Origin of the sequence: Thauera sp. WB-2, assembly GCF_027594845.1 — a bacterium.
GTDB lineage: Bacteria > Pseudomonadota > Gammaproteobacteria > Burkholderiales > Rhodocyclaceae > Thauera > Thauera mechernichensis.
The window spans coordinates 2,276,992-2,289,911 of record NZ_CP088935.1; the positions used below are offsets into that span (position 1 = coordinate 2,276,992).

Here is a 12,920-nt window from a genome sequence, read left to right on the forward strand (position 1 = left end):
GACAGCGCCTCAGTAGGCGCTGCGTGCCGCGCTGTCAGTGGTCTCGTTCAGGTCCAGCCAGTAATGGCCAATGAGGCCGATGGCGCGCTCGAAGCGTTCGAAATCCACGGGTTTGCGGATGTAGCTGTTGGCGCCCAGGCTATAGGCCTGGCGCAGGTCCAGGCTCTCACAGGAGGTGGTCAGCACGACCACTGGCAGGGTGGCTGTGCGCTCGTCGGCGCGGATCCGGCGCAGCACCTCCAGCCCGTCGATGCGGGGAAGCTTCAGGTCAAGGAGGACGACGACGGGCAGCGGATTCGCGTGGCGGCTGCCATTGGCCTCGAGACCGAAAAGGTAATCCACGGCCTCGACGCCATCGTGTGCGACCACGACAGGCGCCTCTATCTGGTTCTTACCCAATGCGCGCAAGGTCAGGGTCTCGTCGTCGGGGTTGTCTTCGACAAGCAGGATGGGGCGCGCAGTTGCCATGTTGGATTCCTTGTGGCTCGTGCCCGCCCGATCTCGAACCGGGCAAGGCGATCTAGAGGTCCTCCCTGCGAAGCAGGAAGATCGAGTCATCCCCGCCAGCGGTCGACAGCCAGGTAAAGGGCAGGTCGGGGAAGGCGTCTTCGACGAGGTGGCGATTATGCCCGACTTCTACAGCGAGGATGCCATTCGGATTGAGGTGATCGCGTGCCTGAGCGAGCAGGGTACGCACGACATCCAGCCCGTCTTCGCCCGCGGCGAGGGCCATCTGCGGCTCGTGGAGATACTCCGCAGGCAGTTCGTCCATCGATTCGGCCGTGACGTAAGGTGGATTGCTCAGGATCAGATCGAAGCTGCGACCTTCAAGTCCGGAGAACACGTCGCTATGGACAAGCTCGACCCTCTCGCTCAGACCATAGTCGTTCACGTTCAGATGCGCCAGTTCAAGCGCATCCTCGGACAGGTCCGCCCCGGTGATGTCCGCGTTGGGGAATGCATGAGCCATCAGGATGGCCAGGCACGCCGATCCGGTGCACATGTCGAGTGCGCTGTGCACCGCTTCGGGCTCCTCGATCCAGGGGGCGAGCCCATCTTCAAGCAACTCGGCAAAGAATGAACGCGGCACGATGACGCGCGGATCGACGGTGAAACGGAAGTCACCCAGCCAGGCTTCGCCAAGAATGTAAGCCGTGGGGATGCGCTCGTCCGCGCGTTGTTCGATGGCTTCGAGCACTGAAACGCGCTCCTCGCTCGGTATGCACGCATCGAGAAAGGGTTCGAGCCTGTTCAGCGGTAGCGCGAGCGTGCCGAGGATGAGCCAGACCGCCTCGTCGTAGGTGTCGGAAACGCCATGGCCGCAGAAGATGCCGGCACGGTTGAAGCGCGTCACGGCATAGCGCAGCCAGTCGCGCACGGTGACCAGCTCGGCGAGCGGTCCATGTTCGTGGCCATGGTCGTGCTCATGATCATGTTCGTCCTGCGCTTGCTCGAAGTGATTGTCTTGCATGGTTTTTCCGGCGAAGAGGTTGGTCGTGCCCGATAGGAGTCAGCCCGCGGGCTGGAGCAGGGCAGCAAGCGTGCGTTCGTAGATCGCGGACAACGGTTCGACTGCGTCAATGGCGACGCACTCATTGATCTTGTGAATGGTGGCGTTGACTGGCCCGAACTCGACCACCTCCGGGCAGATATCGGCAATGAAGCGGCCGTCCGACGTGCCGCCGGTGGTCGACAGCTCGGTGGTGACGCCGACGGTGTCGTGGATGGCAGCCGACAGTGCCCTTACCAACTGCCCTCGGCCAGTGATGAAGGGCTTGCCGGACAGATGCCAGTCGATCTCGTAGTCGAGGCGATGGCGGTCGAGGATCTCGCAGGTGCGACGCTTGAGATCATCCGCAGTCGACACCGAGCCGAAGCGGAAGTTGAACAGCACCTCGCACACGCCCGGAATGACGTTGTTGGCACCCGTGCCGGCGTGGATGTTCGACACCTGCCAGGTGGTCGGCGGGAAGAACTCGTTGCCCTCATCCCAGCGGATGGCGGCGAGTTCGGCCAGTGCCGGGGCGAAGAGGTGAATGGGATTGCGTGCGAGCTGCGGGTAGGCTACATGCCCTTGCAGCCCCTTGACGCGAAGCGTGCCCGAGAGCGAACCACGGCGGCCGTTCTTGATCATGTCGCCAAGCGTACTGACCGAGGTCGGCTCCCCGACGATGCAGTAGTCGATGCGCTCGCCGCGGGCTGCCAATGCCTCCACCACCTTGACCGTGCCATGGGTGGCGACCCCTTCCTCGTCCGAGGTCAGCAGCAGCGCGATGCTGCCTTCATGATCAGGGCAGGCGCTGACGAAGCGTTCGATTGCGGTTACGAAAGCAGCGAGCGAGGTCTTCATGTCCGCAGCGCCACGCCCGTAAAGAAGGCCGTCGCGCAGGTTCGGCTCGAACGGGGGCGTATCCCAGGCTGCGGCAGGGCCGGGCGGCACCACGTCGGTGTGGCCGGCGAGGCATAGCACCGGTGCCTGGCTGCCGCGGCGCGCCCACAGGTTCGACACGCCACCGGTGTCGATGCGTTCGCAGGTAAAACCCTGCGCCTGCAGGCGTGCGGAGATGAGGTCGAGGCAGCCGGCGTCCTCAGGGGTGACCGAGGGACGGGCGATGAGCTCGCAGGCGAGGGTGAGCGTCGGGGTATGGTTGGCGTGCATGTGAAGAGTCGGTTGGGGGAGTATGGCGCGGTGGCGCGGCATGCCGCGCCCCTGACGCTCAGTTGTTGCTCATGTCGAGGGTGAATTCCTTGAAGGACGCCCCCTCTTCGTTGATGCCCTCGAAGTCCAGCGCCTTGCCTTCGCGCGCGCTCTTCAACGAGGGCGACTCGGGTTCGTTGATCTGGGCATTGTTGATCAGCCAGTGGAGGTTGGTTGGCGAGTCGGCATTGGCGAGTGCCTCCTCCAGGGTGATCGTCTTTTCGGTGTAGAGCTGGTACAGCGCCTGCTCGAAGGTCTGCGAGCTTGGCGCCAGGGATTGCTCCATGGCCTCCTTGATGCCGTTGAGCTCGCCGCGCTCGATCAGCTCGCTGATGTGGCGCGTGTTCATCAGGATCTCGACCGCGGGTACGCGCTTGCCGTCAGGCTTGCGCACGAGGCGCTGGGAGACGATGCAGCGCAGCGCGACGGCAAGATCGAGGTAAAGGAGCTGGCGGTTCTCGATCGGGAAGAAGTTCACGATGCGGTTGAGCGCGTGGTACGCGTTGTTCGCGTGCAGGGTCGCCAGGCATAGGTGGCCTGTCTGTGCGTACGATATGGCGGCCTGCATGGTCTCGCGGTCGCGAATTTCGCCGATCAGGATGCAGTCAGGCGCCTGGCGCATCGCGTTGCGCAGAGCTTCGTTCCAGCTCAGCGTATCGATCCCGACCTCGCGCTGATTGACCACCGACTTGCGATGCTTGAACAGGTACTCGATGGGGTCCTCGACCGTGAGGATGTGGCCACTGCGGTTGCGGTTGCGGTGGTCGAGCATCGACGCCAGCGTGGTCGATTTGCCCGAACCGGTGGCGCCGACCACGAGGATCAGGCCGCGCTTGTCCATCACCACCTCGGTCAGCACCGCAGGCAGGCCGAGTGACTGCACTTCCGGGATGTCGCTCTGGATGTAACGCACGACGATCGCCATCGAATTGCGCTGCCAGAAGACGTTGATACGGAAGTTGCCCAGGTCCCGGCGCCCGAACGAGAGGTTGAGTTCCCGGTCGCGCTCGAGCGCGGCGATCTGCGAAGGGGTGATCGCTTCCTGGATGATGCGCTGGATCATCAGCGGGTCCATGACCTGCTGGTTGATCGGCATGGTGTGGCCCTGGATCTTGATGTGGATCGGGGCGCCTGCGGTGATGAAGATGTCCGAGGCCTTCTTTTCGGCCATGAGCTGGAAAAGGCTGTCGAAAATCATGGCTTCGGACTCCTGCGAAGGTTGTGCGTGGGGGCACGCAGCCCCCGGCTGCGATGTGCGGCTTACGCTCCGCGCAGCAGTTCGTTGATGGCAGTCTTGGCGCGCGTCTGGGCATCCACCTTCTTGACGATCACCGCGCAGTACAGGCTGTACTTGCCGCATGCCGAGGGCAGGCTGCCCGGAACGACCACCGCGCCGGCCGGCACACGGCCGTAGGTGACGGTGCCGGTCTCGCGATCATAGATCTTGGTGCTCTGGCCGATGTACACGCCCATCGACAGCACGGCGTTCTCCTCGATGATGACGCCTTCCACGACCTCGGAGCGGGCGCCTACGAAAACGTTGTCCTCGATGATCACCGGGCCGGCTTGCACCGGTTCGAGCACGCCACCGATACCGACGCCGCCAGACAGGTGCACATTCTTGCCGATCTGCGCGCACGAACCGACGGTCGCCCAGGTGTCGACCATCGTGCCTTCGTCGACGTAGGCGCCGATATTCACGTACGAGGGCATCAGCACCACGTTCTTGCCGATGAAGCTGCCCTTGCGGGCCACGGCCGGGGGAACGACGCGGAAGCCGCCATCGCGGAACTGATCCGGCGTGTAGTCGCCAAACTTGGTCGCGACCTTGTCGAAGAAGTTGAGGCCGCCGGCCTGCACCACTTCGTTGTCGCGCAGGCGGAAGGAAATGAGCACCGCCTTCTTGATCCACTGGTTGACCACCCACTGGCCATCCTTTTTCTCGGCCACGCGCAGGGTGCCGGCATCGAGGCCTGCGATCAACTGCTCGACCGCGTCACGGATCTCGGCCGGAGCGGAGGTGGGCGAAAGGCTGGCGCGGTTTTCGAAGGCGTCGTCGATGATCTGTTGCAGAGCGTGCATTGGGGGTTTCTCTCTCAGAGGGTTTTGCAGAAATCGATGATGCGCTCGGCGGCTTCGACGCACTCGTGTGTATCGGCCACCAGCGCAATGCGGACGAAGCCGGCGCCCGGGTTGACGCCCTGGGCCTCGCGCGCGAGATAGCTGCCGGGCAGGACCGTCACATTATATTCAGCCTGCAGCCTGCGGGCGAACTCGGTGTCCGGCAATGGCGTACGTACCCAGTAGTAGAAGCCGGCATCGGGCAATTGAACGGGAAGGTAGGGGCGCAGCATGGGCGTGACGCGAGCAAACTTGTCGCGATAGAGACGGCGGTTCTCCTCGACGTGGGTCTCATCGTTCCATGCTGCCACCGAGGCGGCCTGGACCGCGGGGCTCAAGGCGCAACCGTGGTAGGTCCGGTAGAGCAGGAAGTTCTTGAGGATGCGCGCATCGCCGGCGACGAAGCCCGAGCGCATCCCGGGGACGTTGGAGCGCTTGGACAGGCTGGAGAACATGACGATATTGCGGAAGTCGGTGCGCCCCAGGCGCCATGCGGCTTCCAGGCTGCCGATCGGTTTGGCGTGGTCGTCGAAGTAGATCTCCGAGTAGCATTCGTCGGCCGCGATGACGAAGCCGTGACGGTCCGACAGCTCAAAAAGGGTCTTCCACTCGTCGAGCTTGAGCAGGCGACCGGTGGGGTTGCCGGGCGAACAGACGTAGACGAGCTGGATGTCCCGCCAGGTCGCGTCGTCGATCGCCGCGAAGTCCGAACCGAAGCCGTTCTCGGGCAGGTTATTGATGAAGAGTGGCTCGGCGTTGGCAAGCAGGGCAGCGCCTTCGTAGATCTGATAGAACGGATTTGGGCACAGCACCTTGGCGCCAGGGCGACTGCCATCGACCACGCACTGTGCGAAGGCGAAGAGCGCCTCGCGCGTACCCGCCACCGGTATGACCTGGGTGGCGGGGTCGACCTGCGGCAGCCCGAAACGGCGCTCGAGCCAGTGGGCGATCGCGCCGCGCAGGGCATCCGAGCCCAGCGTCGCCGGATAGCTGGACAGCCCGCCCAGGTTGTCCGCCAGGGTCTGGCGGATGAAGCCGGGGGTGGGGTGCTGCGGCTCGCCGATCGACAGGCGGATCGGCTTCAGGTGCGCGGGTGGCTCGATGCCGGCAAACAGTGCGCGCAGCTTCTCGAACGGGTAGGGCTGCAGTCGGGCGAGGTTTGGATTCACTTTGATACGGATCGGGTACGCGCCGGGCGCGTCCGCGCGAAGTCGGTAGGGGCGGAAATGTTATCATGCGAAGCCTCTGCGCCCGTCCGTGGCGGCGCTGCCACGCTCTCGCCCCTGCCTGTTTCCCGAAGTGCGCCTCTCCAAGCTCAAACTCGCCGGCTTCAAGACCTTTGTCGATCCGACGACCGTGCTCACCCCGGGTAGCCTGGTCGGCGTGGTGGGACCGAACGGTTGCGGCAAATCCAACATCATCGATGCCGTGCGCTGGGTGCTGGGTGAGACTCGCGCGTCGGCGCTGCGCGGCGAGTCGATGCAGGACGTCATCTTCAACGGTTCGACCACGCGCAAGGCGGTATCGCGCGCCAGCGTCGAGCTGGTGTTCGACAACGCCGAGGGCAAGGCGGCCGGGCAGTGGTCGCGTTATGCAGAAATCTCGGTCAAGCGCGTGCTCGACCGCTCGGGCGAGTCCACCTACCACATCAATGGCGTCCATGTCCGGCGCAAGGATGTGATCGACCTTTTCCTGGGTACCGGGCTCGGGCCGCGAGCCTACGCGATCATCGAGCAGGGCATGATCTCGCGCATCATCGAGGCGCGGCCAGAGGATATTCGCGGCTTCCTGGAAGAAGCCGCTGGGGTGACCAAGTATCGCGAGCGCCGCAAGGAGACCGAGGGGCGGCTGCGCGACGCGCGCGATAACCTTGCCCGCCTCGACGATATCCGCATGGAGCTGGGCGAACGCATCGCCCACCTCGAGGCGCAGGCCGAAGTGGCAGCGCGCTACAACGCCCTCAACGGTGCGCATGTGCAGAAGCAGCAGCTGCTCTGGTTGCTCAAGCGTAACGAGGCGCGCACCGAACTCGAGCGCAGCCGCGCTGAGCTGGGTGAAGCCAGCGCGCGCATCGACGCCGACAACGCGCGCCTGCAGGAACTCGAGGGGCGCGTCGAAGCGGCACGCGATGCCCAGTTCGCAGCGTCGGAAGCCGTGCATGTCGCGCAAGGCGATCTGTTTGCAGTGAGTGCGGAGGTGGCACGCCTCGAGACCGAACTCCAGCACGTCGGCGAGGCCCGCAAGCGGCTGGAGGCTCGGCTTGCCCAGCTCGAACTCGACGATGCGCACTGGCGCGCGCGCGCCAGTGCGCTGGGCGAGGATCAGGCGCGTTGGGAGGCGCTCGCCGAGAATGCCGCCCTGCGTGCCGAGCACGCCGAGGCGCGTCATGCAGAGGTCAGTGAGCGCCTGCCCGAACTCGACGCCGCCCGCCAGGCGGCCGACACCACCGTCGGCGCAGCACGGCGCGAACTGGCCCACACCGAGCAACAGCTACGCGTCGAGGACGCCAACCGCAACAGTGCCGTTCGTGCGCTCGATGCATTGGCGCAGCGGCGCGCCAGGCTGGAGGCCGAGCAGGGTGCGATCGTCGGCCCCGATGAGCGGGCGATAGCGGAACGCGAGGCTCGCCTGGAGTACATGGAAGATGAGCTCGAGACCTTGCAGCAAGCGCTTGCCAACGAACAGGCACGACTGCCGGATATCCAGGCCCGGCTCAAGGCGGCGCTGGACCATGAGCGTATGGTCCAGCGCCGGCTGACCGAGCTGCGTGCCCGTCGCGATGCGCTGGCGCAGCTCCAGGCCCGACTGCAGGCGCAGGGCAAGCTGGGAGACTGGCTCAAACGTCATGGGCTGGATGGCCTCACCCCTTTGTGGAAACACTTACGCGTCGAGCAGGGTTGGGATACGGCGGTGGAGGCGGTGCTGCGAGAACGCCTGGCGGCGCTGCTTGCTGTCGACGCCGAGGCGGCGTTGGCGGCTGCGCGGGTTGTGCTCGACGAGGCTCCGCCCGAATCGCTGGCCATTGTGCTCTTGCCGGCGACAGAGGGTGGCGTAGCTGCGGACTTTTCCGCCCCCGGCCTACGGCCGCTGGAGGCGCTGGTCGACGTCACCGATCCCGGCTTGCGACCGCTGATCGCAGGCTTCCTGCACGGCAGCTGGGCAGCCGAGCACCTCGAGGAGTGGCTACCCCGGCGGGCCGAACTGCCCGCGGGCGTGACGCTGGTCGGCCCGCGTGGGCAGGTGCTGGATCGCAACGCATTGCGTCACTTCGCGGTGGACAGCCGTACTCATGGCGTGATCGAGCGCCAGCGCGAGATCGACATGCTCGCAGCGGAGCAGGCCACCCTCGAGGACGAAGCCAGCATTGCCCATGACGCGCTGGCGGCTGCAGAAGCGCATGCTGCCGCACTGCAGGAGCGTGTCGCGGAACTACGCCGGGACTTGCAGGCGCGGCAGGCAGGCGTACATGCCGAACAGGTCGAGCTGCTCAAGCTCAGCCAGGCGCGCAGTCGCGCGGATGAGCGCCGTGGCCAGCTTGCGCGCGACCTCGACGACATCGTTCAGCTGGAGGCGATCGAGCGCGAACATCTGTCGCGAGCCGAGCTGGAGCAGGCTCGCGCGGTCGAGCTCGCCGACATGCAACGCGCACGGCTGGATGCGGCGGGCGAGGTCCTGCGCGAGCGCGAGCAGGCGCTGCGTGAAGCACGTGCGCTCGAGCAGGCAACTGGCCGCGACCTGCAGGAGGCACGCTTTTCGGCACGCGAGTGCGACGGCAAGCTCGAGGACATTGCACGCAACCGACAGCTTGCGGACGAGCAACTCGCGCGTATCGCGAATGAGGCGGTGGTGCGTCGGGGCGAACTCGAAGCGGCCGACGATCGCCGCAGCGTGGAAGCCCTGCACGAGGCGCTTGCGCTGCGTGGCAGCCGCGAGGCCGCGCTCGGGGTACGCAGGGATGCGCTCGAGGAGGCCAGTGCGGCCCTGCGTCAGGCCGAGGAACTGCGTATGCGCACCGAACATGAGGCGGCGCCAGTGCGGGTCAGGGTCGGCGAACTGCGCCTGGCGGTACAGGCGGCCGAACTTGCAGTGAGCCAGCATGAAGAGCGCCTGCGCGAGGTCGCCGCCGACGAGGACGCGCTTGCGCCGCTGCTTACGCCAGAGCTCAAGGAGAACGGCCTGCAGCGCGAGGTGGCGCGCCTGGCGCGGGAGATTGCCGAGCTTGGGGCGGTGAATCTCGCTGCACTGGATGAATTGCGGACGGCTTCGGAACGCAAGGGCTATCTCGACACTCAGACCGAAGATCTCTTGCTGGCGATCGACACCCTCGAGGATGCGATCCGCCGTATAGACCGCGAAACACGCGAGCAACTGCAGGACACCTACAATACGGTCAATCGGCAGTTCGGCACGCTCTTCCCGCAGCTTTTCGGCGGCGGGCGTGCCGAACTGGTGCTGACGGGCGAGGAAATCCTCGATGCGGGCATCCAGATCGTGGCGCAACCGCCGGGCAAGAAGAACACCTCGATACACCTGCTGTCCGGCGGCGAGAAGGCGCTGACGGCGATCGCGCTGGTGTTCTCGATGTTCCAGCTCAATCCGGCGCCGTTCTGCATGCTTGACGAGGTCGATGCCCCGCTGGACGATACGAACACCGAGCGCTACGCGAACATGGTCAAACGCATGTCATCGCAGACACAGTTCATCTTCATCAGTCACAGCAAGATCACGATGGAGTTCGCACAGCAGCTGGTCGGCGTGACGATGCAGGAACAAGGGGTGTCGAGGGTGGTGGAAGTGGACATCGAGGAAGCGCTGCGCCTGGCGGAGCCGGCGGCAGCCTGAGGCATGGGAATACACGGGGTCATTCGGGAACATACATGGACAGCGAACTTCAGATTGCGCTGATTGGAGCAGGGCTTGCCGCGGTCGTCTTGATCGTTGGCTACAACAAGTGGCAGGAGCGCAAGCATCGCCGTCAGGCCGAACGTGCGTTCAAGTCCGAGCACCGCGACGTCTTGCTCGAGCCGCGCACCGACGGTGCTGCAGCCGACGAGCGCCGCGAGCCGGGACTTGGGCTCGACGAGTCGCCGCGCCGCTTCAGCGAGGCGCCGGTCAAGCGCAGCGTGCCCGAGATTCCGAACTTTCTGGATGAGCGCGCCGACTGCGTCATCCGCCTGGAGGCCATCGAGGCGCTCGATGTGCACAAAGTCTGGGCGGCGCAGGCCGAGCAGCTCGCGGGCGTGAACAAGCCCGTGCGTTGGTTCGGGTTCAACGATGCGCAGAACGTCTGGCAAGCGCTCGGTCCGAACAGTGCAGGCGCCTGCCACTGGTTTTGCGCTGCGCTGCAGCTGGTAGATCGCCAGGGCTCGATCGGCGAAGGCGATTTCCTGCGCTTCACCGGTGGTGTGCAGCGTGTGGCGGATGCGGTGATGGCTCTGCCGCCCGGATTGCCGCAGCGCGCCGATACCTTGCGCAATGCGACCGAACTCGACCGCTTCTGCGCCGACGTGGACGTCCAGATCGGTGTCAACGTCGTTGCACGCGACGGCCAGTTTGAGGGCCGTGCGATCCAGCAGCTCGCCGAACGCCACGGTCTCAGCCTCGCCAACGATGGCTGCTTTCATGCCCTCGATGAGCGCGGGGCAAGCCTGTTTTCCCTCGGCAACCTGGAGCCGGGCCTGTTCGCGCCCGACGCAATGCGGCAGATCGTGACACAGGGCCTGACCCTGGTGATCGACGTTCCACGCGTGAGCGACGGCCGCGCCGTGTTCGACCGCATGATGCGCATCGCGGTCGACCTGGCCGAGCAGCTCGGTGGCGTCGTGGTCGACGACAACCGTGCGCCATTCGGTGACGAGGCGGCCAACCTCATCCGGGTACAGATCGAGCAGTTCCAGGGGCGCATGGCGGCCAATGACATCCCTGCCGGCAGCTCCCTTGCCCAACGCCTGTTTGCAGTCTGATGGATCTCTTTGAACATGCCCGGGCGCAGGGTGATGCATTGCGCGCGCTCGAAGCGCGCGCGGCCGAGTTGCGCGCCCTGATCGCGCAGCATGACCATGCCTACTACGTCCTCGACGCGCCGACCATCGCCGATGCCCAGTACGACGACCTGTTCCGCGAGTTGCAGGCAATAGAAGCCCGGCACCCCGATCTGAAGACCGCAGACTCGCCCACTCAACGCGTGGGCGGGCGGCCTCTGGCTGCCTTTCCGGCGGTACGCCACCGCATTCCGATGCTGTCGATCCGCACCGAGACCGACACCGAAGCGAGCGGGGCTGAGGGTTTCGACGCGAGGGTGCGGCGCGAGCTGGGCCTGGCGCCGGCGGCACCCGCCGTCGAGTATGCTGCCGAACTCAAGTTCGATGGACTTGCCATCAGCCTGCGCTACGAGAACGGCCTGCTCGTGCAGGCCGCCACGCGCGGCGATGGCGAAACCGGCGAGGATGTCACCAGCAATGTGCGCACGGTCAAGGCCGTTCCCCTGCGTCTGCGCGGCGAGCCCCCTCCGGTGCTGGAGGTGCGTGGCGAGATCTACATGCGGCGCGACGATTTCGAACGCCTGAATGTCCGCCAGGCAGCGGCAGGCGAGAAGGTCTTCGTTAACCCGCGCAACGCCGCCGCAGGAAGTATCCGGCAGCTCGACCCCACGGTCGCCGCCCGCCGGCCGCTGTCTTTTTTCGCTTACGGCGTGGGCGACGTGGACGGCTGGCTGCTGCCCGACAGCCATGCACAGGTGCTTGATGCGCTCGAGGCCTTCGGGCTTCCGGTATGCGCGCACCGCGCGGTGGTGAGCGGCGCCGAGGGCCTCGCGGCTTTCCACGCCAGGATCGCCGGCCTGCGCGACAGCCTCGGTTTCGACATCGATGGTGTCGTGTACAAGGTGAATGCGCTCGCCTTGCAGCAACGGCTGGGCTTCGTCACGCGCGAGCCGCGTTGGGCCGTCGCGCACAAGTACCCGGCGCAGGAGGCGATCACCTTGTTGCGCGATATCGAGGTGCAGGTTGGTCGAACCGGCGCGCTGACGCCCGTTGCGCGACTGGAGCCGGTTTTCGTGGGCGGCGTCACGGTCACCAACGCGACCCTTCATAATCAGGACGAGATCGATCGCAAGGATGTGCGCATCGGCGACTGGGTGGTCGTGCGCCGTGCCGGTGACGTGATTCCGGAAGTCGTGGCACCGGTGTCCGAGCGCCGGCAGACGGCACTACCGCGCTTCGTGCTCCTTGAACGCTTTCCGAACTGCCCGGTGTGCGGTTCCCACGTCGTGCGTGGCGAGGACGAGGCGGTCGCACGCTGCACGGGGGGGCTGTTCTGCCCCGCGCAGCGCAAGCAGGCCTTGCTGCACTTTGCCAGCCGGCGTGCGATGGATATCGAGGGCCTGGGGGAGAAGCTCGTCGACCAGCTGGTCGATGCAGCGATCGTGAAGACGACGGTCGACCTTTATCGTCTTGGTCTGCTTGCACTGGCGAACCTCGAGCGCATGGGCGAGAAGTCCGCGCACAACCTGCTGGCGGCGATCGACAAGAGCCGTTCGACAACGCTCGCGCGCTTCATCTTTGCGCTTGGCATCCGCAACGTGGGCGAGGCCACCGCGCGCGAGCTCGCGCGCCATTTCGGCGCGCTTGACGCGCTGATGGAGGCCGACGTGGATGCCTTGCAGCAGGTTGCCGACGTGGGGCCCATCGTTGCGCGTTCGATTGCCGAGTTCTTTGCCGAGCCGCACAACCGCGAGGTGATCGAGCAACTGCGGGCCGCCGGCGTGAATTGGACCGAGGGGGCACCAGCCGGGGGTGCAGTCGGCGCACTGGTGGGCAAGACTTTCGTCCTTACCGGAACGCTGCCGTCGATGACGCGCGACGAGGCCAAGGCGCAGATCGAGGCGAGAGGCGGCAAGGTTGCGGGCTCGGTATCGAAGAAGACCCACTATCTGGTCGCCGGTGCTGAGGCCGGCTCCAAGCTCACCAAGGCTCTCGAGCTAGGCGTCACCGTGGTCGACGAGCAGGCATTGCGCACGCTCCTGAACGAATCGGATACAGATCGTTGATACCGCCGGTCCCGGCTTGAGGCATCATGGCGGGCTGCTGCACCGCACAATCAC

At 65.6% G+C, this 12,920-nt stretch carries 9 protein-coding genes; 3 read left to right on the plus strand and 6 right to left on the minus strand.

All coding sequences use genetic code 11. The features are described from left to right. Positions 1-9: 9 nt before the first annotated feature. The 6 genes from LQF09_RS10445 to dapC all read right to left on the minus strand — a co-directional run bounded on the left by LQF09_RS10445 (position 10) and on the right by dapC (position 5,988). Entirely contained in the window at positions 10-468 is a 459-nt protein-coding gene (locus tag LQF09_RS10445; RefSeq protein WP_002932438.1) for a response regulator, read from the minus strand. Between the two features lie 52 nt (positions 469-520). Next, complete coding sequence (gene prmB / locus LQF09_RS10450) at positions 521-1,471, minus strand: 50S ribosomal protein L3 N(5)-glutamine methyltransferase (RefSeq protein WP_002932435.1); 951 nt, start codon at positions 1,469-1,471, stop codon at positions 521-523. A 39-nt stretch (positions 1,472-1,510) separates the two neighbouring features. After that, complete coding sequence (dapE, locus tag LQF09_RS10455) at positions 1,511-2,659, minus strand: succinyl-diaminopimelate desuccinylase (protein ID WP_002932432.1); 1,149 nt, start codon at positions 2,657-2,659, stop codon at positions 1,511-1,513. A 58-nt stretch (positions 2,660-2,717) separates the two neighbouring features. Further along, positions 2,718-3,896: a PilT/PilU family type 4a pilus ATPase gene (locus tag LQF09_RS10460; protein ID WP_002932431.1), complete on the minus strand. Its 1,179-nt coding sequence runs from the start codon at positions 3,894-3,896 to the stop codon at positions 2,718-2,720. 62 nt (positions 3,897-3,958) lie between these two features. Then, complete coding sequence (gene dapD / locus LQF09_RS10465) at positions 3,959-4,780, minus strand: 2,3,4,5-tetrahydropyridine-2,6-dicarboxylate N-succinyltransferase (protein ID WP_270067923.1); 822 nt, start codon at positions 4,778-4,780, stop codon at positions 3,959-3,961. Between the two features lie 14 nt (positions 4,781-4,794). Further along, entirely contained in the window at positions 4,795-5,988 is a 1,194-nt protein-coding gene (gene dapC / locus LQF09_RS10470; RefSeq protein ID WP_002932424.1) for a succinyldiaminopimelate transaminase, read from the minus strand. 88 nt (positions 5,989-6,076) lie between these two features. On the opposite strand from dapC, the gene smc reads away from it, so the two are divergent. The 3 genes from smc to ligA are packed head-to-tail and all read left to right on the plus strand — an operon-like array spanning position 6,077 to position 12,866. Continuing rightward, the gene (smc, locus tag LQF09_RS10475) at positions 6,077-9,661 is read left to right on the plus strand and encodes a chromosome segregation protein SMC (protein ID WP_002932422.1); all 3,585 of its coding nucleotides are present in this window, start codon (positions 6,077-6,079) and stop codon (positions 9,659-9,661) included. Positions 9,662-9,696: 35 nt separating this feature from the next. Beyond that, positions 9,697-10,782, plus strand: a complete 1,086-nt coding sequence (locus LQF09_RS10480) for a cell division protein ZipA C-terminal FtsZ-binding domain-containing protein (RefSeq protein ID WP_002932420.1) — start codon at positions 9,697-9,699, stop codon at positions 10,780-10,782. Continuing rightward, positions 10,782-12,866: an NAD-dependent DNA ligase LigA gene (ligA, locus tag LQF09_RS10485; RefSeq protein ID WP_002932417.1), complete on the plus strand. Its 2,085-nt coding sequence runs from the start codon at positions 10,782-10,784 to the stop codon at positions 12,864-12,866. The genes LQF09_RS10480 and ligA overlap by 1 nt, the downstream gene beginning before the upstream one ends. The last annotated feature ends 54 nt before the right edge of the window (positions 12,867-12,920 follow it).